Here is a 22,537-nt window from a genome sequence, read left to right as displayed (position 1 = left end):
CAAGAAGTAGAAAATGAAGATCCAGTAAAATGCGTAATAGCTGATATCGACAATTGTATCTCTTGCATCTCATCAAAAGAAGATGATGGTTTATCTCGTGTTTTAATAGAGCGTATTAAACAACCTGATGTTAATAAATTTATTCTCTGTACTCATCGCACCGTATATAACTCAATTAAAGAATGGCATGGTGCTCTAAGTGGATTAACTTGTAAAACAACCGCGCAAGATTCACAAGCTAAACCTTGGAAAGAACGTCAAACTGTTACTCACATCAAAAAAAATATTGAACAAAATACGGGGAAAAATTGTATTGCGGTATCTACACCGGAAGATCTGCAATTAAAATGCGGTGATGGTTTTAAATTTCTGGAAAAATTGGAATCACAATTAATCTATGATCAACATGGAAATGCCTACGTTGATATCACGGATTATTTAGAAAAAGATCATCATTTTGCGCTGGCTAATTTTCAACAATGTGAATTAACGCGGTTGAAAAACATTCCTAAAATCACCTGGCTAAATATAATCGGTTTTACGGAGGAATTATATTCTAAAATTAATAATCTCGAAACGGAAAATGCGACCTATAAAGAAAGTGGCTTTTCATCCTCAGAAATTACTTTTCTTAAAGAATTATTAAAACATTCTGGTAATCTTGAGCTCAGCAATAAACTACACACCGAATCAGAGCCTTATTTAATTGATCATAATGGAAAAAAAGTTTTAGCCAATACTCTCACTCTTCAACAAGGATATTATTTTAAAAATAAGCAAACATTGTATATGCGACTCGAAAAAGCTATTCACATGAGTAGCCTGCTTATTCCTGCTAAAATAGCTTGTTCTAACACCTCAGAAGAAGACAGTAAAATTCTTTCAGAACTTGAAATAATCGATAATTTACTTTTTAACGACTTTGCAAGCACAATAAAAAGCCGCTATCATTTACCCATTCATAAAAAAATCGAACAACATCCGTTAGCTCAATGTTTTTCAGCCTCCAGCATGAATGATTTTGGGGTTGACTATCAGCTTGGAAAAAATAGCGAATATGTGCAAATCTCGAATTTGTTAGCCGTGCAGCATCCTAATAAAATTATTATTATGGAAATTTTTGATGATAATCTAGAAGATGTGTTACAACACTTATGTTTTCTTGACACTACCCAACTGCCTGAAAATGTATTATTACGTGTCTATCGCTACGATCATGGTGAAGCTATTAATAATAATGACCCACATCCCGCCAAGCCTTTTATCTTATTAGCAAATGCTCAGAAAATCTCTGCAGAAATATGGAAAGCCCATCAACAATTATTTCTTGCCGAAGAAAGTTATCCCCAATTATTTAATGCCGACTTTTTACTGCCTAATATAAATGGCGAATACATTAAAAAAAATATTCGATCTTACTTGGACAAGTTGATTGCTGAAAATAAACTTTCTCAATTTAATTTTATTTTAACGTTATTTTCTCAGTTGCCTGCTGATCGTTTTATTAAAGATGGCATAATATCACTCAAGCTGGATTTTATATTAACATTACAATCTTCCTTGGAACCCCTGTGTAGTGCGGCGAATAATGAGAAATTACTCTTTATTTTAGATAAGATTGAACATTTAGGAAAGTTTGTTAACCATGCCCACACACCAGGATTGAAAGGTCTGTTGAAAATTTTACCTAAGTTTTTTGATTTTTTTAAAAATCCAGATAATTTAACATATCTCTGGCGTAACGCGTTAACCTATTTTGAACAAATAACAAAACGTCGCGCGGAAATTGATACAACGCCTCGAAATACTCCTGTCGATAATGCGGTTAAAATAACTTCGAGAAAATATCGAGACTTGTTAGAAAACTTATTCCTCTTGTTTTTAAATGAACACGATGATTCCACTCAAAATACTCTAAAATACTTTTTAGAAAATTTAATTCAAGAAAAAAATTATTCTATTATAAAATTTATGATTAGCATTCTTCCACATACAGAATTATTTAGAGACGAACTAGAAAAGCTACACGAATCCTGGATGTCTTCGCAACTAATTTTTTTGCCTAACATGCTTATTACTAGAAATTATAAAAAAATCATCCCTCCTGATATTGAGCTTAAATTAGCTAACGATTATCATAATCTCATCATTAAACTTCTCACCCTAAGCACTAACTCACAAGATGATGAGCAAATTAGTGTGCTTATCCTTATAAAAAAACAGATTGCTCAATTACAAAAAAAAATAGACACCATTGTTGTTTGTCAAAAATATTTAACCAGTTTCTTAAAAGCAGACGTAACATGGGAAGAAATTTCTCAATCTAACCTATTTTTCAGAGAAACTTACTTTAAAGTTCAATGCGGCTTGCTTGATTTGATAAATCATGAGAAAAATCTACCTAATTATTTTGATGAGATGATTTATTTCAGTGGCCGCATACTTTCAACACAGCTTCGATTAAAAATCGGGGATATATCCTGTTATAAAATATTAAATCAAATGAAGGAGCTTCTTAACAATGATCAATTTGAAGAATTTAGATCTTATGCCCTTTATAATTTTACCTGGGTTGATATAGTGAGCTTGAGGAATTTATTTAATTCAAATTCGCAACACATCCCCAAGGAATTGGTGGAATTATTCTTCAGAATTAAATCTACACATAATGATAATTCCTGGGAAGGTATAATACTTAATACTAAACAAACTTATATCTTAAGACAGTTCCTACAAACGAATGAGCAACCTGAACTGGCAAACAAACTTTTATTCTCTAAACAAGAAATACTCCTTAATACCATCCAAGAGGCTATGGTTTGTAAGTGTAATTTTATCAACTTAGATTACTTCGTTACCATACCATCATCTTCTCTACACTTTAAAGAAACAATATCTTTACGTGGTTATATTAAAAATTTGATCCAAGAGGATTTAGAAAAGGCCAATTTATTATTAGAAACCATTAAAAATAATAATGAGGAAGCATTTAAAGAAGAATTAGCAAAAAAACGCTCAAATTTACCTAGTTTATTTTCACAAACCCACGGTATAAGAATTTATAATGCAATATCAGACAAAGCCAAGCCTAAAGTTACCACGTCTGGTACGCTTTTAAGTGCGCTAGGCACGGGTTTTAGAATAGTTAATCGAGGAATAAACAGTATTTTAAATCAATAAGAAATCATAGCACATTCCCACACAATCCGTTAAACTGCGCGCATGAATATTCACATTATTAAAGAATTTTTATTAACTGCTCAGCAAGACATCTGCGATGCCTTGGCTGCCGAAGATGGCGATAAACATTTTATTGCGGATAGTTGGCAACGCCCTGAAGGCGGAGGCGGCTGTAGTTGTGTTTTAGAAAATGGCCGTGTGCTTGAACGCGCGGGGGTGAGTTTTTCGCATGTTAATGGAGAAAATCTACCGCCTTCCGCCAGCAAGACACGCCCCGAACTTGCAGGGCGTTCGTTTCATGCCTTGGGAATTTCTTTAGTTATTCATCCGCGCAATCCACATGTTCCCACCACTCATGCTAATGTTCGTTTTTTTATGGCAGAAAAAGAGGGCTGTGAACCGGTATGGTGGTTTGGTGGTGGATTTGATTTAACTCCGTATTATGGTGTTGTGGAAGATTGCGTGCATTGGCATCAACACGCCAAAGCCGCGTGCGATCCTTTCGGTAACGATGTTTATCCACACTTTAAAAAAAATTGCGATGATTATTTTTATTTACCGCATCGCCAAGAAGCTCGCGGCATTGGTGGAATTTTTTATGACGATTTAAATCAATGGGGTTTTGACGCCTGTTTTGCATTTACGCAGAATGTCGTTAAACATTTTTTATTAGCCTATATTCCTATTGTCCAAAAGCGTAAAGCCACTCCGTTTACCGAGCAACAGCGCGAATTTCAATTATATCGCCGCGGACGCTATGTTGAGTTTAATTTACTTTACGATCGTGGTACCTTATTTGGCATGCAATCGCGTGGGCGCGCAGAATCCATTTTAACGTCTATGCCACCACTTGTTAGCTGGCGTTATAATTGGCAACCTGCGGATGACAGTGCTGAAGCGAGTTTATATCGCGATTTTTTACCTGCACGCGATTGGTTATCTTCCACGGAGTTAGGTCATTAGATGCGACAATTAATTAAATTACTAGGACGTTCAGGGTTATCGTCGTTCACTAAAGAAATGTTAACCAATTATAAACAAATAGGGGCGGTTGTACCCAGTTCAAAATCGCTAGCCCGAGCGATGGCCGCAGAAATTCCGCTTAACACCGCAGGATTAATTATTGAATTAGGACCAGGAACGGGCGTGGTAACCCAAGCCATTTTAGAGTCAGGTATTCCTCCTCAAAAATTAATTATTATTGAGCGCTCACCCAAATTTGTGCAAATATTAAAAAAACGTTTCCCACAACTCACTATCTTACATGGCGATGCGGTTACCTTGTCAGAATTATTAAAACCTTTTAATCAACCCGTTGATTGCGTAATTTCAAGTTTACCATTGCGGTCATTGCCTCAAGTCATCGTCGCGCAAATTAGTGAAGAGTTAGAAAAAATACTTCATCCTCATAGTACGTTTGTTCAGTATACCTATAGTTTTAAAAATGATCCTGGCCACCAAGTTCGCGAACTTCGCAAAGTGAAATCCCAACGAATATGGTTGAATATCCCGCCAGCACGCATTGATACCTTTCGCTTTTTATAAACGTAATATGGCAGGCGTAATGGTGAACGGTGGTGTATTTTTCATGTGCTGATGCTAGCAAAACGTGCGTTGAATACCAAGCTTAGGTAAATCACGGCACCCACCACCTTGCTTTTCCTCCAAATTTTGTCACAATGGAACTCTGTGGCGGGGCAACAAAAGATTATTTCATGTATTCAAACAGTCATCTTTGCACAACAGCGTTTGAGCGCGTTGCTTACGTTTTTCAAGGCGGCGGTGCGCTTGGCGCTTATCAAGTGGGTGTGTATCAAGCCTTAACTGAGGCCGATTATCAACCCGATTGGATTGCCGGCATTTCGATTGGCTCAATCAATGGTGCGATTATTGCGGGAAATCCGCCCGAGCAACGGCTTAACAAACTGCAAGAATTTTGGCGCCGCATTGCTCATCAACATGTTTTTCTGCCGCCCGATAATTCCATTTTTCGTAATTATTATAATATTTTTTCAGCACAACAAGCCTTGTTATTTGGCCAACCCGATTTTTTCTCGCCGCGCACGGTGAATCCCTGGTGGTCATATTCCACCAAACCCGAAGAATTAAGTTATTACGATTTTTCACCGCTCCGCCAAACTCTTTACGAATTAATTGATTTCGATTTATTAAACCAAGCTAAAATTAAATTAAGCATCGGGGCTGTTAATATTAAAACTGGACGTTTAATTTATTTTAATAATAAAAAATACGATATCTATCCCGAACACATCATGGCGAGTTGTGCATTACCTCCTGGCTTTCCAGCAGTGATTGTTGGTAAAGATCGGTATTGGGATGGTGGTATTTTTTCTAATACACCATTAAGCATTATTCTCGACAGTAAAACCAAATTAGATACCCTATGTTTTATGGTCGATTTATTCAGTGGCATTGGCAAGCTCCCCACCAATATGGATGAAATATTAGAACGTCATAAGGACATTTCTTATTCTGGCCAATCGCGACGGATGTTGAAATTATTTACCGATAAACAAAATTTGCGGCGTGCCATTGCGCGTCTCGGTGAAAAATTAACGCCAGAACAACATGACGATCCTGAAATTCAAAAAATCTTAAATAAAGGTAATCCAAAAACGTTACACGTCGCGCATTTAGTTTATGCCGCCAAAGACACCGATCGCTTTTCCAAAGATTATAATTTTTCTAGTCACGCGATAAGCGATCACATGGAAGCCGGATATGCCAATGCGAAAGCGCTGATTACCCAATCACCCTGGTATTTAGCGCATCCTAAAGATGTCGGCGGTTTAGTTTACGAAGCTCCGCTTAATCCTAGAATGGAACCAGACGATCACGAATAAGTTGACGAGTTCATGTATTCTCGCTACTCTCACTTGCATGATAAATCCATTTTATTGAAGACAATGAAAACACAATTAGAAGAGTTATTGCTGCAAGCATTAGGCAATTTACAACACCAAGGCATTCTTCCTCAAGAGTGTTCTTTGAATCCACAACTTACTCATACTCGTAATCCTGAGCACGGCGATTTTGCCACCAATTGCGCCTTGGTGTTAGCCAAAATAGCCAATGTGCCACCCAAAGCACTGGCCGAAAAAATCATTCAAGAAATGGCAGAGTCTCCATTATTAAAAAAAATCGAATTAGCAGGACCCGGGTTTATTAATTTTCATTTAAACGCGCAATCCGCTAGTCATATTATTCAAACGATTTTGCAGCAAGGCGATGAGTTTGGAAATAATCTGAGTGGCGAGCATAAACGCATTCACGTGGAATATGTGTCCTCCAATCCCACTGGTCCATTGCATGTGGGGCATGGTCGTCAAGCAGCCTATGGAGATTGTGTTGCCAATTTATTAGTAGCCAATGGCTTTCACGTTCACCGTGAATATTATGTTAACGATGCCGGAAGGCAAATGTCGATATTAGCCATTAGCACCTTGCTACGCTATCAAGAAATCAAAGGGCAGACGGTGAATTTTCCTCGCAATGGCTATCAGGGCGACTATATCAAAACCATTGCCAACGCATTGGATGATTTCCCTGAAAATTATGTGATCAATTTAGAGGAACTCTATCGCGATGTGCCTCAAGATCTACAAGACGATGACAGTGGCGATAAAGAAAAACATATTGATGGCTTAATTGCCAATGCCAAAAAATTATTAGGTGAAAAACAATTTCTCAAGGTATTAAACCTGGTTTTAACTGAAATATTAGCCGATATTCGCGATGATCTCAGCGAATTTAATGTTCATTTCGATGAATGGTTTTCCGAACGCAGTTTATTAGATTCTGGTGCGCTTCAACATGGCATTGAAACCCTCAAAGCCAAGGGTTTAACCTATGAAAAAGCAGGGGCATTATGGTTTCGTTCCACCGATTTTGGCGATGAAAAAGATCGCGTGCTCATTCGTGCTAATGGCATCACCACCTATTTTGCTTCAGACGTTGCTTATCATTTAAATAAATTAGAACGTGGCAATGAATTGATTTTAGATATTTTAGGCGCCGACCATCACGGTTATTATCCACGTGTGCGCGCCATCATGACTGCATTGCGGGGAAATCCTGAATGCTTAAACGTCTCGCTGGTACAATTTGTCACGTTATATCGTCAACAGAAAAAAGTGCAAATGTCGACAAGAAGCGCTTCTTACGTAACATTGCGCGAATTGCGTGAAGAAGTCGGGAACGATGCCGCACGCTTTTTTTATATCTTACGTAAAAATGAACAACATTTGGATTTTGATTTGGATTTAGCGAAATCGCATTCTAACGATAATCCTATTTACTATATCCAATACGCGCATGCGCGCGTGGCAAGTGTGCAACGCGAATTAAATAAACAAGAACTTCACTGGGATAAAACTGCTGGTTTAGCGCAATTAACCCGCTTGAATACCGAACATGAAAAAGCATTGATGCGTAATTTAAGTCGATTTCCAGAAATTGTTTATAACGCCGGTCATCAGTATGATCCGCATTTAGTCGCTCATTACTTACGTGATCTAGCCAACGACTTCCATACTTATTACAATGCTCATAAAATCATTGTGGATGATACGGATTTGAGAAATGCGAGACTGTGCTTGGCCATAGCCACTCAACAAGTTCTCAAAAATGGATTAAAATTACTCGGAATTGCAGCACTTGAAGTAATGTAAATGCCAAAAGATTATGCGAAATATTCATCTTCCTCTGCGCGCGCGCGGAAACATGGCAACCCTCGAGGTTCGGCTAGGCATTCACATACCTCTGCCACCAGTCCTTTTAAATGGTTATTCGTGGGATTATTACTGGGATTTTGTGCCACCAGCGGATTTTATTTTTATCAACACAATCCGCGCTTGCAACAGTATATTCAACAATTACTGCATCGCACGCATGCAGAGCCTGCCCCCATTAAGGTAGCAGCTGTAAAACCTCCACAACCCACCACACCACCACAGCCTAAATTCGATTTTTATACTTTATTGCCGAAGCAGCAAGTACCTTTAACTCCGCATTATCAACAATCCCTGGCGGAAAAAACGGCAACGACCAACACTTCTCTACCCAAGCCAACACCTCCCGCAACGCCATCACCGGCAACAGCCCCTACACCTCAAAACACATCGCCTGCGCCCACTGCAGTTGCCACCAATAATACCAACACACCCACGAAAACAGACACCAATAATCGCTACATTTTACAAATCGCGGCGTTTCAATCGGAGCAAGATGCCGATCACTTAAAAGCTCAATTATCTTTACTCGGATTTAGCGTGCGCATTGATCCCACACAAAACAATGGCAAAACCTGGTATCGCGTGTGGGCTGGCCCCTATACCTCGCGCACCCTCGCCAAAAGCGACCAAGACCGCTTAAGCTCCAATCAAATTAAAAGTTTATTGCGCGAAATGCCGGCTTAAACCCTGTGCCTTCCTATTTTAAGAAGTAAACGCTTAAAATCTTCAGCGTAACGCTTGGTTGAAGTCATAAACTATGCGTCATATAATATGGCGCATAGTTTATGACGGAGCAACAATGATGGAAGAATATTTCCCACTCCATATAGCAACAGGCAAAGCGTTTTGCAACCGTAGTGAGGAGCAAAATCACTTATTTGAAAATATTAACCGCAATAGACCCACCTTAATTATGTCGACAAGACGTTACGGAAAAACCAGTCTTGTTTCGCAAGTGGTTAATAAAAATAATTGTTTTTTTGCTAAAGCTGATTTTATGTCGGCTATTGATATAGACGATGTGGAGAGAATCATCACTACCGCGGTAGGTAGTTTACTGGTGAGTCTTGAAAATGGCGTAAAAAAAGCCCTCACGTTAGCAACAAATTTTTTTTCCGACTTAAATTTTAATATTTCACTGGATAGATCGGGAATAAAGTTTGAAGCTAGCAGGAAATCGGTAAAACCGCACCGCAGAATAAGAGGATTATTGGATAGATTAAGAAATCTATCCAAACAATATGATAAGCCATTAGTGCTGTATTTTGACGAATTTCAACATCTTTCCGAAATTATTGCAGATGATTCCATGGAAGCTGTTATACGCGAAATTGCCCAAGAACCGGCAAATATTAGTTTTATTTTTTCGGGGAGTAATCGTCATCTCATACAAAAAATGTTTGATGATAAAAATCGACCCTTTTACAAGTTATGTGACAAAATCAATTTAAAGAGAATATCTAAAGCAGATTATCATAAACATATAGCAAAAATAGCAAATGTAACAAAGATAAAGAACATCACAACCAATGTTATTGATACTATCTTGGAATGTACTGAGTGTCATCCTTACTATGTAAATTTACTCTGTGATAGAGTTTGGCGACAAAAAGACATCAACGAGAATATTGTATTATCTACTTGGGATAAATATGCGCTAGAAGAGCGTTCTCATGTTGCAATTGAAATAGAAAATTTAAGCCAACATCAAAAAAAATTATTAATCGTGCTCGCTCGCACCGGTGGAACAAATTCGCCTCGTAGTGATGAATTTATTGCTAAGTGTAACATGGCTGGTTCAACCATTTCTCAAGCACTCAACGTACTGATTCGCAAGGATTATGTCGAAGAAAATATGGGGCACTATACTGTGCTTGACCCGTTAATTGGCTACGTATTACAGCGGTAATTCTTTACCTAGCGTTGGATTGTCATTGCTATCCATTTCTATGCGTCATATTATATGGCGCATAAATTATGTCGCAGAATGCTTTGCGGGAATTAGGTAGCAAGAAGAAGGTCTTTATTCAACGTTATGTTACCTCATTCTTGCCATTAAGCGAGCGGATCACTCTGGCGGGCACACCTGCAACAAAACTGTTTGCGGGAACATCGTGAGTAACCACGGCGCCCGCGCCGACGACAGAGTTTTCGCCAATACTAACTCCACCCAATATCGTAGCGGCAGTCGCAATCCACACATTATTTTCAATGACAATAGATTTCGCTTCTACATAATCAAATCGCTTATCGGGCTCCAGTGGGTGACTAGACGTGATAATATTGACATTGGGTCCAATCATCACATTATCTCCGATATCCACTCCGCCCATATCGTAAATCGTACAACACTGATTGATAAATACTTTATGTCCAATCTTAATTTCTTGACCGCCTGTGGTATAAAAAGGCGGAATAAGATTAAACGTTTCATCGATGGCTTGTCCGGTTAATTCACTGAAGATGGCTCTGATTTTTTCCGCATCATCAAACGACAGTTTATTCAGCTCTGCCGTTAACCTCATCGCACGTCTCACCGCATTCACCATCGCAGCCGATTCCGGGCTACGCGTTTGCACTCGTTTTGTGATAGTCTTTTTGATTTCCATTTTATTCTCCTGCTTTGGTTGGAGGTATGCGTTTTGGCGTGATGGTTTGAATTTGCCGATTTTAAAATGTGTATTAAGTTAAAAGAACAGATGTTATAGTAACGATCATTTTTTATATAGAGTGAAATTATGATTGATCATATTGGCATTACCGTTAGCGATTATAAAAAATCTGTTGCATTTTATAAGGCAGCATTAGCACCGCTGGGTTACGAGTTAATTATGGAAGTGCAGGGATTTGCAGGATTTGGCTTGCGTCAGCAGAGTGGGCCCATTGCTTCTTTGTGGATACATCAGGAAGAATCTCCAATCGCCACCACTCATATTGCCTTTCGTGCTGATTCTCGTGAAGTTGTTGATGCGTTTTATGCCGCTGCCATCCATGCAGGCGGAAAAGATAATGGTAAACCAGGAATAAGAGCCATATATCATCCCAATTATTATGGTGCATTTGTACTTGATCCTGATGGCTACAATATTGAAGCGGTTTGTCATCATCCTCATGAATAACGGTCTATTCACGTATTTTTAATCGCAGATCCACTCAAAAAGTGGGCTTGTGATCCAGCGATTGGAATCTTCGTTAAAAGAGAGAAAATCTCAACACTGGAATTTTTCTACCAGGGATGCTTTCGGATGTGATTTCTCCAATTTGTGTAGCCCCTAATTTTAGATAAAAATGAATAGCATTTGGATGATTTCGATGGCATAAATACCACTTCGTAAAATAAAAATTATTCCATTCAATCGCATCAAAATCATGTTTAAGCGATGGTAAGAAAATGAAAATTTGGTGACTGAACAAGAATATTTATTGAAATGCAATTTGACAAGTAACATACTAGATATACTAAACCTTCTTATTTTTGATAAACATAAATATTACCCTAGGTGACTTTGTGTTATAGTGCATTCTATAGATGTCATTTTATTATATTTATTGAGTTTAAAATTATGACTATTATCAGATCAAATCAGTATTTGATGGGTATCGTCAAAGAACTTAGAAAACTGCCAAACGAAACTGAATGGATCGAGTTTAAAGAAAATAACGAAAAACCGGAAGAAATCGGTGAATATATCTCAGCGTTAGCTAATTCAGCAGCATTAGCAGGAAAAGTTAATGCCTATATAATATGGGGTGTAGCTAATGATACGCATGACGTTATTGGCACGACCTTCAAGCCTGATGGGGTCAAAATTGGCAATGAAGAATTAGAAAATTGGTTGATAAGACTGTTGTCACCTAAGATTAATTTTCATTTTTATACATTAGATTTTGATGAATTCTCGATTGTATTGTTAGAAATCGGTGCGGCTTTCAGGCACCCAGTGCGATTTAAAAATGATGAGTTTATTCGGGTTGGGTCGTATAAGAAAAAATTGAAAGATCATCCAGAGAAAGAACGTGAACTTTGGCGCGCTTTCGAACAATCTCCTTTTGAAAAAGAAATTGCAGCAGAAAATATAAGCGCTGAAGAAGTATTACGTTTACTGAATTATCCTGCTTATTTTTACCTAACCAAATCACCACTACCGGAAAACCGTACAGGTATTCTTGAGGCACTGAAAGCTGAAGAAATGATCGTTAAATCTAAATCGGAGAATTGGAATATTACGAATTTTGGTGCGGTTCTGTTTGCAAAAAAACTTTCTGATTTTTCTCATTTAAGACGAAAATCTGTGCGATTAATTCAGTATAAAGGAACATCTAAACTTGAGACCATTCGAGAAGAATTAAGTGATCAGGGCTATGCTGTAGGTTATGAACTTTTAATTAAAGCCATTATGCAATTAATACCTAGCAATGAAATTATTGGGCAAGCCTTTCGTAAAGAAATATCTATGTTTCCAGAGTTAGCTATTAGAGAGTTAGTTGCTAATGCAATAATTCATCAAGATTTTCATATTAGGGGCACCTCTATTATGATTGAATTATTTTCTAGTCGTATTGAAATAACTAATCCCGGATTACCGTTGGTTGATACGGATCGCTTTTTAGATTACCCGCCGAAATCGCGCAATGAGGCTATTGCTTCGTTCATGAGACGTATAGGTATCTGTGAGGAAAGGGGCACAGGAATTGATAAAGTTATTTCTCAAATAGAAACCTACCACTTACCTGCACCTAGATTTGAAACAACGGCTGAACATACTCGGATCACGTTATTTGAGCGTAGACCTTTTAAAGATATGAGCAAAACAGAAAGGTTGCAGGCTTGTTATCAACATGCTGCTTTACGTTACATTGATGGTGAATATATGACAAACACGACGCTTAGAGAACGTTTTGATATAGAGCCAAAAAATAGCGCAATGGTATCAAGAGTCATTTCTGACGCCATTAATGAGGGCTTAGTTAAGCGTACCAATGAAGACGGTGACAGTAAAGCTAGAAAATATCTGCCTTGGTGGGCCTAAAAATACTTTTAACATTTAACTGGGATTTGACTGAGGGGCTATATCCGACAGTGAATAAATAAAATATTAATATATATCAATTAGTTATTATTTGACCGGGATTTGATTAGAGGGTAAATAAGCCATGAATGATACTAGGAAAAGATGGCAAAAGACTTGAGACCTGGTAACGATAGAAAATTGGTCACCTCTCTACTGGGGATAGATCCTTTAAAATCTTTTAAATACAATAGATTATAGTTTTCACGGCACAACAGAATGTTCTTGGTCAAATTTCTTTGGTCGTCTAAGAGTCTGTTTGAAATTATTAAGCTTCTGCCAAAATACATTAACGCTGTTTTCCAGTGGTTAATCTGCGGCCTAAACCCGATGCCAATAACGTAGCGGCTAACGTATTAAGACTCACCCCTTCTTGTTTAGCTCTTAAGGCTAATTCCGCATGCAATGAGCGTGGGATCCTTAAACGCCATTGGCCACTGTAGTGATCGGCAATTGAAGGGGCTGGAATTTCATCACCAAACTCTTCAGTGGTTTTAATCCAAGACAGCATCGCATCTTCAGCTTCTTGTAGAGCCTCTTCGACGGTATTGCCATCGGCAAAACACCCAGGAAGATCGGGAAACTCGACCAAATAGCCACCACCTTCTTCTTTTGATAAAGGTCTTACATTAAAAGGGTAATGAAGTTTATGGCTCATCATAATACTCCCATGCTGTCTAGCATTTCTAAAAATTTTTTAATATAAATAGGTTTAATTGGCTTATGCGAAGGCACCGTAATACGCTGCCCCTTTTTAGCTCTAAACGTAACATGGCTAGTGCCTGGCTGCCGATAATCTATCTCAAATCGCTCTGCAATTTTAACTAAATCTTCAATGCGCCAATCTGTTGGATTGTGGCGCATTTTTGCAATCATTTTATTGACTTGGCTCATATTTAATGGTACCGCATTTGGCACCAAAGTCAAGTTTGCTATGGAATAACACGGCCTACGCGTGAGTCCAATTTTTTTGCTCAACATAAGTTTATTCCTCATTTTGCTTGTATTCGTGGTTAGATTTTTTTCCCGTCTTGAGCTTAAATCCTACTCTAAAAGTGAATGGAAAAACTTCCGATCATCGAAATTATCGTTAAAGTGTCATGTGATATATCCAAAGCACTTCAAGATGCGGCTGAAGTCAAAATCTAGGGTTAGAAATTTTCACTGATTGTCGAAGTGAGTTATCCTAATAAGCACCTATTTTTCCTCTTTTTTTGCGAAAGCTTGCTTTCGCAATTATACTGCTCGCCTGCGACTTGATCTCCGACTCCCCGCATCTTCATTGGCGAGCGGTATATATCAAGCGGACAAAAAAGAATTATCCGTTTATGTAATTGATGTTAATCCACATCAATATTAGTGAGGTTAATTACCATGATAAATCCCAAAGATTTTGTCAAAGCAAAAGTGCATGTGCAAATGACACCTGGCGAAGCACTTAAAATTATTCGCGAAGCACAAGGTCTAACCCAAACGGGCTTAGCTAAAATCACAGGTGTTCAACAATCCAATATCTCTGCTTTAGAATGCAATGCTAAACAAATGGGGCGTGATAGCGCAATCGTTTTTGCTAAAGCATTAAAAGTTCATCCCGCCGTCTTACTTTTCCCTGATTTTGATACGAAAAATGTTGCTTGAAGAAATGGTGTCGCAAACTCGGGGAGTAAACGTGCTCAACTGTTCAAGCGTGATATAAAATTTGCTTTGTAATCTCATAAGCGCCTATCATAATCCAAAATAAACCCCTCGGTTGATACTATGCCGCAACAATTCATCACGTTTCGTGAATTCAAATTAATGAGCCTAACCGTGTTATTAGCGATTTGTGGTTCATTAGGTGTCGATATTCATCTGGCATCACTGCCTCATATCATGATTTACCTGCACACCACCAGAGCACACATGCAGCAATCGGTGACGTTATTTATTCTTGGCGTAGGTTTAAGCATGCTGATCTACGGACCCTTATCTGACAAAATTGGACGTAAACCGGTAGTAATTTTCGGACTATGTTTGGCTGCCATTGCCAGTTTTTCCGCGGCATTTAGTCAAAGCATTATCTCATTTCTGATATTAAGAATTTTACAAGGCATTGGTAGTGGTGTGTGCTGGGGATTAGGTCGTATTATCGCGGCAGATGTGATGCAAGGGGAACGTTTAGCTGCCATAGGTTCTTACTTTACGTTGTTTTTAAGTTTATCGCCCTTGTTAGCTCCGGCGTTGGGCGGTTATGTTCAGCACGCCTTTGGTTGGCAAGCTAATTTTATTTTGCTAGGCAGTATTATTTTATTGGCATTGCTAGTTTTTATGTTATTTTTTGAAGAAACCAATCAACATAAACGTCCAGAAGCTTTTTCTCTATTTCCTCTCGTTAAAACCTATTTCTCATTTTTTCAAAATCGCTTATTTGTGGGCTGTGCTTTACTCACGGGAATTGCAATGTCAGCAAGTATACTTTATACAACCATCAGTTCTTTTATTTTTCAAGATCAATTTCACACCACGCCTATTGTTTTTGGTTGGTTAACCGCCGTGGTTGGCGCCGCAGGAATTATTGGAAAATTAATATCACCCTTTTTTATGTTACGACTTAAAAATCAAAAAACATTATTTATTGGCATTGTGCTTTTATTATCGAGTGGTATCTTTTTATCACTTTTTACTTTTTCCGGCCATATCAGCATTCCAACTGTTTTAATCGGTGTCTCTATTGCCATCTTGGCGCTGGTATTTATCGGCAGTATCACCATGTCCATGGCGCTTAGCCCATTTCACAATAAACGCGGCAGCGCAGGAGCTTTATTTGGATCGTTTCAGCTACTAGTTTCTTTTACCTTTAGCGCCATCGTTGCGAGTTTTCCCCACCTTGGCACCAACACATTAGCTGGCGCATTTGTTGTTTTAGGGTTATTAGGCTTTATTTGCTATTTTAGTTTAGTAAGAAATACTCAATGAAAATAATTTTATTATAATTTACTATACATGGTTAAGTAATAAATATCTTGTGGTGGATGTAACAGTATCATCCAGCGTTTGATTGATAACTAAAGCATGAACTGCATCATCATCAATTGATTATTCTCTAGTAAATTCCGTAATTAAATTCTTATGCTCTGGATATTGCTTTATTAAAACTTCTCTCCACTCTACTGAAATAAAAATTGAAAATCTTCATAATTTAATTGTTCTAAAAAAGCATGATCGGACGTTAAAAGTTGATCGGCTATTTTTTGTTTTTTATCTTTCAACAATAACATTTTTTCTTCAACTGTATCTTGGGATACCAGACGATAAATATTAACCGTTTTATCTTGTCCGATCCGATGGATGCGATCGATGGCTTGTTGTTCAATGGCTGGATTCCACCAGGGATCGAAAATAAAACAATAGTCGGCAGCGGTTAGATTAAGCCCCAATCCTCCCGATTTAATTCCTGCAAGCAAAATAGGAATTTCAGGATTATTTTGAAAGCGGCTGACAATTTCCATGCGATCTTGAGATTGGCCATCGAGATATTCATAAGGAATTACCAGCTCATCGAGCAGTGGTCGAAATAATTTTAATAACGAGGTAAATTGTGAAAATACGATGGCTTTATGATTTGCTCCTAGCAAATTTTTTAATTTCTCCAGCAAAAATTCAAACTTATTTGAAGTATGTGTTATTGGGTTAGCATTTTCTTGATGGGCGAATGAAGAGGCTTCCAATAAACCTGGATGACAAGCCACTTGTCGAAGTCGCAACAATCCTTCAAGCAAAAAGGATTTTTCATAAAATCCTTCTGCAGCTTGATGATCAAGTTGTGTTTGATAATAGGTTTTTAATGATAGATAAAGATTTTCTTGGTTTTCTTCCATGGGCAACACCAAGAGCTGCTCCACTTTATCTGGCAATTCTTTGGCGACATCGGTTTTTAAGCGCCGTAAAATTAATGGACGAATGCCTTTTAAAAATTGGGTCGATAAATTATTTTCTGGCTCTTCATTTTCTGCTGGTGCATTTAAAGTTTTAAGCAAGGCGGGATGAGTCATCCCTGGATTTAAAAATTCAAATAATGAAAAAAACTCTCCCATGTGATTTTCAATAGGAGTTCCCGAAATGGCAAGTCGTTGCTTACCATACAGTTGATTGACTGCAATTGTAATTTGGGCACTACTGTTTTTAATTAATTGTGCTTCATCCAAAGCTAATAAATCAAATTTAATTTTTTGCAATGCTGTTAGGTGATGACGCACCATGCCGTAAGAAACAATTAATAAATCTTGTTCCTCAACTATGTCATCAAGCTGAGATATTTTAGCAGGGGTTAAAATTGCAGTTTTTAAGCGTGGCGCGCATTTTTTTGCTTCTTGCAACCAATTTCCCAGTAGTGAACGTGGACACACTAATAACGTGCGAAATCGTTCCCCTTTGGCAGCATTAAAGCGTTTGAAATCCAGATACGCTAATACTTGCACGGTTTTTCCAAGCCCCATATCATCAGCCAGACACCCACCTAAATGTGCACGCCCTAAAAAATCTAACCAGCTTAAACCCATTTCTTGATACGAGCGCAAATTAACCTGAAACGTAGGTGGTGCTGGTAATGGTTTTAAACCTTGAATATTTAAAATTTCTTGGCGAATTTTTTCAAATTCTGCATCGCCTTTAAAATTCAGATCACTTGATCCTTTGGCATTTTCTGCTAATTGAGCAAAATGAAAGGCATGCGCAGTAGAAAACCTTAAACTATCTTCATTATCGTCAGTTTGCGGATTACGCAAAGCAAAAAGTCGCTCGAATTCTTGATACCAGCGCTCCGGTAAAATTCCTAATGATCCATCACTGAGTTGGATGAACATGCGTTTCTTTTTAAGCATATGAATTAATTGCCAAGCGGAAATTTTTATTGCTGGCGTACCCGTAGTCACATCCAATTCAAACCAATTGAGTTCTGTCGTTAATTGCACGTCAATTTCTTGCAAAATTTTAATTTGCAAATTTTCCGCCCATACTTCCCAACCTCGATTTAGTAAAAAATAAAATAATGTTGTCGCTTGGTGTAATTTAATGGTAAAGGATCGGCGAAATTCGTTCCAAATCAGTTCGCTGCACGCTGCAATTTCTTGTAAATACTGATGTTCAAGAGCACTGTCTGGTATCAGCAAAGCTACCGTATAGTTCTCAGAATTTTTTTGCACCGTCAGCTGAAATACTTTAGGACGCTCCGGTGCTTTCAAGTCTTTATGAATATGCGCGGGATATTCATAATTCTCTGCACGAAACCAGACAAAACTTTCGATACTGGTTTTAGTCATTCCATTTTTATTTTCTTTAGTTTTAACATAAAATACTGGCCGCAAAGGTACCTTTACCAACTCAAGACGGACATTACTAGGCCATTCCAACACATGATAATCAACGATCCTCAAAAGTTGATCAATAAAATCTTCCAATTCATTCTCAGGACTTTGAATAGCACCACCTGATAAAAGAGTTTCAATAAGCGGATACGCTGATGGACTATATTCAAATAATTGGTGATTAGATTTAGCAACTCCACCTAACGTGACTTGTTGGATATCCCAAAGATCGATAACACATCCTTCACTATCTACACATGTTCCCCACAATTTTGCTCCTAACTCGCTAATTTCTAGTTGAGGAATAAATAGCAGTGGATAGGGGTTCGCTGGCCAATGATAAATTTTGGGTTCAGGATCAAAATAAATTAAACGCTTTTCAGCACAGAGTGCTTTTAAGAGTTTAACTTCCATTGCAGGAGGTAATACAATTTTAAAATCGTTTTCGCTATGTGTTAACGCGTAGGGCTTCAATGCCTGCAACCAATTTATTTCAGGTTCGCTCAGTTCACGTTGATGCATTAAGACGTCTAATGCTGCGCGCGAATTAATTCGATGTAGTGAAGTATTGGTAACTAATTCATAAATTTTCAACACACATGAAGTAGTTGGCAGGTCTTGTTGTTCAGATAAAACCGATTCAAACTCCAATTCGAATTGCAAGCGCTGGTTAAATTCAACATCGCCCATTGATGACGGAATCTTACTATCCAACGATGAAATCTCTATCTGGGCAACTAATTTAGAGAATTTTTCTATGGCGTCTAATTTTTTTTGCCAGCGATTTTCTTTTTGCTTGCCTGCTTGGGTGAATTGTAACTTTTTAAAAATATCGGATTCGATCATGCTGTTTGTAACTCAACCGTATTTATCAATGATGATTGCTTAGCATGGTGTTCCAAAGAAAGATTAATTAATTGTGAACGATCTTGTCCTTCATTGATATAAGTTAAAAAAATCGACTTTACATAAGGTTCAACTAAATGAATTTTATCTTTTGGCGTTACCACCATCACTTGTAATTGCAGTTTTTGAAATAACTCCATCGCATATCGTGAATTTTTTTCATCCGATTTACTGAATGCTTCATCGACCACAATAAAGCGAAATGAATTTCCCGAAGATTTTTTCCCAGTTTGTTTATCACTTTCTAAATCTAACCCATATTGATGTGCAATTGCAGCGCCCAAAATAGTAAATGCTAATTTGGCTTTTTGGCCACCAGAAAGACCTGCTGAATCTGAGTAATAATTTTTAGGTTCGTTGGTCGTACGGATTTTTTCTAATACAGAAAAATCAGCCCAGTTTCTAACGTCAGTCACTTTCTTACACCAGCGCTCTTCATTTTTTAAACGGTCGAGTAATGTTTTAATCCGCTCGAAACTTACATCACTTTCAGTATCTTGATTATTATCTGCATTCGCATCAAGCAGGGCATATTTTAAAAGATGGTGGAATTCTCTAACTTCAACATCTTTATTTCTCACAATTTGCAGTTGCACATAAGTGTTCTGTGAATAATTCATTGTAGCAAGCACGTCATTCAACTCATGAACGGTGCTCTCTATCTCTTCATATGCCAAATCCAACGTCGATTTAAACACCGCCATATCATTCATGACACTTTTACTCAAGAGTTTGCGAAAACGGCGTTCGTATTCTGGTAGCGATTCTGTTTTTAATTTTTGTTGTAAATCGAGATATCCTGATAAGGAGTCGAGCGTGGCATCTAGGTCGATGGCTTGTTCACTAAAGCGTGTTTTGAATTGAGTCATTTTGCGCACTAACATCACTTGTAATTGTTGCTTGTCCGCTTCAGCTTTATAAATTTCTACATTAATCGTATCTAATGCATTTTTTTCCATTATTGCATAATCGCGAAGATTAAAACTAGCAAATTTGATTTTTCGCTTTTTCATATAAGCATTAAGCCAGGGAGTTTCTACAGGTTGATTGGTATATTGATTAAGGGTATTTTCACAATATTCAATTTCTCGTGCCAATTCCTGAATGGCGCTTGATAGCACCGCTATTTCTTTGAGCGTATTATCGCGCGATTGTTGTTGATGGTTTTTTTCATGTTCAAGCTGTTGTAAATCTTTTTGAATTTGTCCACTCTTCTGATGTTTATTGCTCAGCATTGCTAAACGTTTTTGTAAGCTCGCAATTTCTTCTGCGCTCGCTTGCCAATTAATTAGATCATAATCCTGAATGTTACTCAATGCGTTAGCCGCACTTAATTCGACTTCCACTTGGCTTATCGTTTTATTAATTGACTGCATGGCTTTTGCGGCGGCATCCAGAGCTGTTTGGTGTTGCTGAATTTCTTGCAGTAACCAATTTAATTTTTCTTGATTATCCCAGCCTAAAATATAACGACTTTTATCTTCAATAGAAAATCGATCATCTTTTTCATTTAAACTAAACCCATGTTTAATTAAGCCTTGCGGCGTGATTGCTTTAAATTGTTTTTGAAATGCTGCAAGTTCACTGACGCAAGCATAATCGTAATGTTTGATGATTTGCTCTTTTAGCCACGGTGTATAAGATGACTGATTGCGAAATGCTAATTTGTGAATGAGTTTATTGGCATCAATTTGTTTCAGTGTTTGTGGTTTTACATTAAATTGCTCATCCACTTTTTGAAATACCAAACGCACTCCAATATCGCGACGATTAAGTATTTTACAAACATCCAAATATAAATCTTGAGGCACCAACATCCGCAAAGCGAATGAATGTAATAGTCGTTCAATCGCACCTTCCCATTCTACTTCCTGAACTTTCATCAATTCTGCAATAAAGGGCACATCATTGACAGAAAAGCCAAGCGTTTTTGCCAAATCGTCTCGCACCTTAATTAAGGCTGTAGGAAGACGGTTTTTTCTGCCTTTTAAAGACTTTACTTCCGCCACTAACACTTCGATGGTTTTATGAATGTGTTCTTCTGCTTTTTTAGCTTCGTATTGTTGGTGCTGCAGTTCCACTAACTGCGCTTGATGTCCAGAAATGATGGTTTTGCAGTGTTCTAAACTTTTGGCAAATTCTTTTAAGGTGGGTGTCGCTGGAAAATTTAAGCGTTGCGCCCACTGTGCGTAATGTTCTGCTTCTTTACGAGTTGCGCGCATTTTTTCTTGGTGTTGTTCTATCAGCATTTTTAATCGCGTGCATTCTTGACCTATTTCATCTTGAGCTAAAAGACGACTTAATTCCATTTTTTGATCGCTCAGCGAATTAAGCTTGCGTTCAAAGGTGCTAAGCATCGTTTCGCTTGCTATTAATTTTTGCGAAAACTCTGCTTGTTGATTGGTTAATGCTGTTTTCTTATGCCATGCAAAGGTATAAGGTAATGTTTGTCGTTCTTGTTGAATTTGAATTAATTTTTCAGCGGTTATTTTGAATTTTTTAGCATCCTCCGCCAGAGGATCGAGTTCTGCTAATTGATGTTTTGATAATAATATTGCCTGATAGGCTAATTCTAAATTTTGATAATTCGCATACAATGAATTTAATAATTCTTGAGTGTCATTCGCATTTAACATATGTTTACGCACAAACTCATTGAGTCGACTGATTTCTTTAATTGCCGTAATTTGATTGAATAAATCAAGCCCTTTTTCCGAACGCAATCCCACATAGCGAATAAAATAAGCTTGATATTCTGAAAATGTCGTAAACACTTGCGTAGTACCAATGTTTTTAAGGCGGCTTCGCACTTCTTTTGAATTTTTAATTTGACTAAAGTGTTCTTTAATCGAAATATTAGCATGCGAAACAAAAAATAATTTATGAAGCGTTGCATGCTCAAACCAAAAAAACTGACCCAATGTAATTGATTCTTGCGTGAGATCATTGTGAAATTTGGCAAGTAGAACACTGTAGTTTTCTTCTTTTCTTAGAAATTTAGTTTGACCGCTTCCCAATTCATTTTGTTCGCGCGCATAGGCGCCACGCACATAGGTTAATTCTGAACGCTCTTTTTTTTCATTACCCGAAGCCAAGTTATAATTACGTTTGACGTTAGGGACTAAGAGTGTTAATAAACCATCGACTAACGTCGATTTACCCGAGCCATTTTCTCCAGTAAGTAACGCGCCACAACTCTTGGGTTCAATAATCCAAACTGTTTCATCAAACGTGCCCCAATTATAAACTTCAAATCGTTCGAGCTTAAATCCAGCGGTATTCATTT

The 22,537-nt window shown here is 37.8% G+C and carries 16 protein-coding genes; 11 read left to right on the top strand and 5 right to left on the bottom strand.

Going from position 1 to position 22,537, the window contains the following annotated elements:
• The 7 genes from KIT27_01675 to KIT27_01645 all read left to right on the top strand — a co-directional run.
• On the top strand, positions 1–3,180 hold a 3,180-nt coding region (locus KIT27_01675), incomplete at its 5' end, for a hypothetical protein (GenBank protein MCW5588349.1).
• A 42-nt stretch (positions 3,181–3,222) separates the two neighbouring features.
• Positions 3,223–4,143, top strand: a complete 921-nt coding sequence (hemF, locus tag KIT27_01670) for an oxygen-dependent coproporphyrinogen oxidase (protein ID MCW5588348.1) — start codon at positions 3,223–3,225, stop codon at positions 4,141–4,143.
• Positions 4,144–4,725: a methyltransferase domain-containing protein gene (locus KIT27_01665; protein MCW5588347.1), complete on the top strand. Its 582-nt coding sequence runs from the start codon at positions 4,144–4,146 to the stop codon at positions 4,723–4,725.
• 170 nt (positions 4,726–4,895) lie between these two features.
• Positions 4,896–6,044 carry a patatin-like phospholipase family protein gene (locus KIT27_01660; protein ID MCW5588346.1) on the top strand — a complete coding sequence of 383 codons (1,149 nt, stop codon included), beginning with the start codon at positions 4,896–4,898 and terminating at the stop codon, positions 6,042–6,044.
• Between the two features lie 63 nt (positions 6,045–6,107).
• Positions 6,108–7,871 (top strand): arginine--tRNA ligase, encoded by a 1,764-nt coding sequence (locus KIT27_01655; protein ID MCW5588345.1) that lies wholly within the window; start codon positions 6,108–6,110, stop codon positions 7,869–7,871.
• On the top strand, positions 7,872–8,618 hold the full coding sequence (locus tag KIT27_01650; GenBank protein MCW5588344.1) for an SPOR domain-containing protein: 747 nt from the start codon (positions 7,872–7,874) through the stop codon (positions 8,616–8,618).
• A 115-nt stretch (positions 8,619–8,733) separates the two neighbouring features.
• A complete protein-coding gene (locus KIT27_01645) occupies positions 8,734–9,843 on the top strand; it encodes an ATP-binding protein (protein ID MCW5588343.1) in 1,110 nt (369 codons plus the stop codon).
• Between the two features lie 124 nt (positions 9,844–9,967).
• Here KIT27_01645 and KIT27_01640 read toward each other — a convergent pair whose 3' ends face one another.
• Positions 9,968–10,543: a sugar O-acetyltransferase gene (locus KIT27_01640; GenBank protein ID MCW5588342.1), complete on the bottom strand. Its 576-nt coding sequence runs from the start codon at positions 10,541–10,543 to the stop codon at positions 9,968–9,970.
• 129 nt (positions 10,544–10,672) lie between these two features.
• Between KIT27_01640 and KIT27_01635 the strand changes: the two genes are divergently transcribed.
• On the top strand, positions 10,673–11,053 hold the full coding sequence (locus KIT27_01635; protein MCW5588341.1) for a VOC family protein: 381 nt from the start codon (positions 10,673–10,675) through the stop codon (positions 11,051–11,053).
• 444 nt (positions 11,054–11,497) lie between these two features.
• Positions 11,498–12,964, top strand: a complete 1,467-nt coding sequence (locus tag KIT27_01630) for a putative DNA binding domain-containing protein (protein ID MCW5588340.1) — start codon at positions 11,498–11,500, stop codon at positions 12,962–12,964.
• A gap of 328 nt (positions 12,965–13,292) precedes the next feature.
• On the opposite strand, the gene KIT27_01625 is transcribed toward KIT27_01630, so the two are convergent.
• A complete protein-coding gene (locus tag KIT27_01625; protein ID MCW5588339.1) occupies positions 13,293–13,664 on the bottom strand; it encodes a type II toxin-antitoxin system HicB family antitoxin in 372 nt (123 codons plus the stop codon).
• Entirely contained in the window at positions 13,661–13,984 is a 324-nt protein-coding gene (locus tag KIT27_01620) for a hypothetical protein (GenBank protein ID MCW5588338.1), read from the bottom strand. The genes KIT27_01625 and KIT27_01620 overlap by 4 nt, the downstream gene beginning before the upstream one ends.
• A gap of 393 nt (positions 13,985–14,377) precedes the next feature.
• Here KIT27_01620 and KIT27_01615 point away from each other — a divergent pair, with 393 nt between their 5' ends.
• Both KIT27_01615 and KIT27_01610 read left to right on the top strand, forming a co-directional pair.
• Positions 14,378–14,641: a helix-turn-helix transcriptional regulator gene (locus tag KIT27_01615; GenBank protein MCW5588337.1), complete on the top strand. Its 264-nt coding sequence runs from the start codon at positions 14,378–14,380 to the stop codon at positions 14,639–14,641.
• A gap of 120 nt (positions 14,642–14,761) precedes the next feature.
• A complete protein-coding gene (locus KIT27_01610; GenBank protein ID MCW5588336.1) occupies positions 14,762–15,958 on the top strand; it encodes a multidrug effflux MFS transporter in 1,197 nt (398 codons plus the stop codon).
• 191 nt (positions 15,959–16,149) lie between these two features.
• On the opposite strand, the gene KIT27_01605 is transcribed toward KIT27_01610, so the two are convergent.
• Together KIT27_01605 and KIT27_01600 are read right to left on the bottom strand one after the other, a co-directional pair.
• On the bottom strand, positions 16,150–19,191 hold the full coding sequence (locus KIT27_01605) for an SNF2 helicase associated domain-containing protein (GenBank protein MCW5588335.1): 3,042 nt from the start codon (positions 19,189–19,191) through the stop codon (positions 16,150–16,152).
• Positions 19,188–22,535, bottom strand: a complete 3,348-nt coding sequence (locus KIT27_01600) for a hypothetical protein (GenBank protein ID MCW5588334.1) — start codon at positions 22,533–22,535, stop codon at positions 19,188–19,190. The genes KIT27_01605 and KIT27_01600 overlap by 4 nt, the downstream gene beginning before the upstream one ends.
• Positions 22,536–22,537 lie beyond the last annotated feature (2 nt).

It is taken from the genome of Legionellales bacterium (genome assembly GCA_026125385.1).
Classification (GTDB): domain Bacteria; phylum Pseudomonadota; class Gammaproteobacteria; order JAHCLG01; family JAHCLG01; genus JAHCLG01.
The sequence above is the reverse complement of the archived record's forward strand: the minus strand, read 5'-3'. Positions and strand labels throughout refer to the sequence as shown.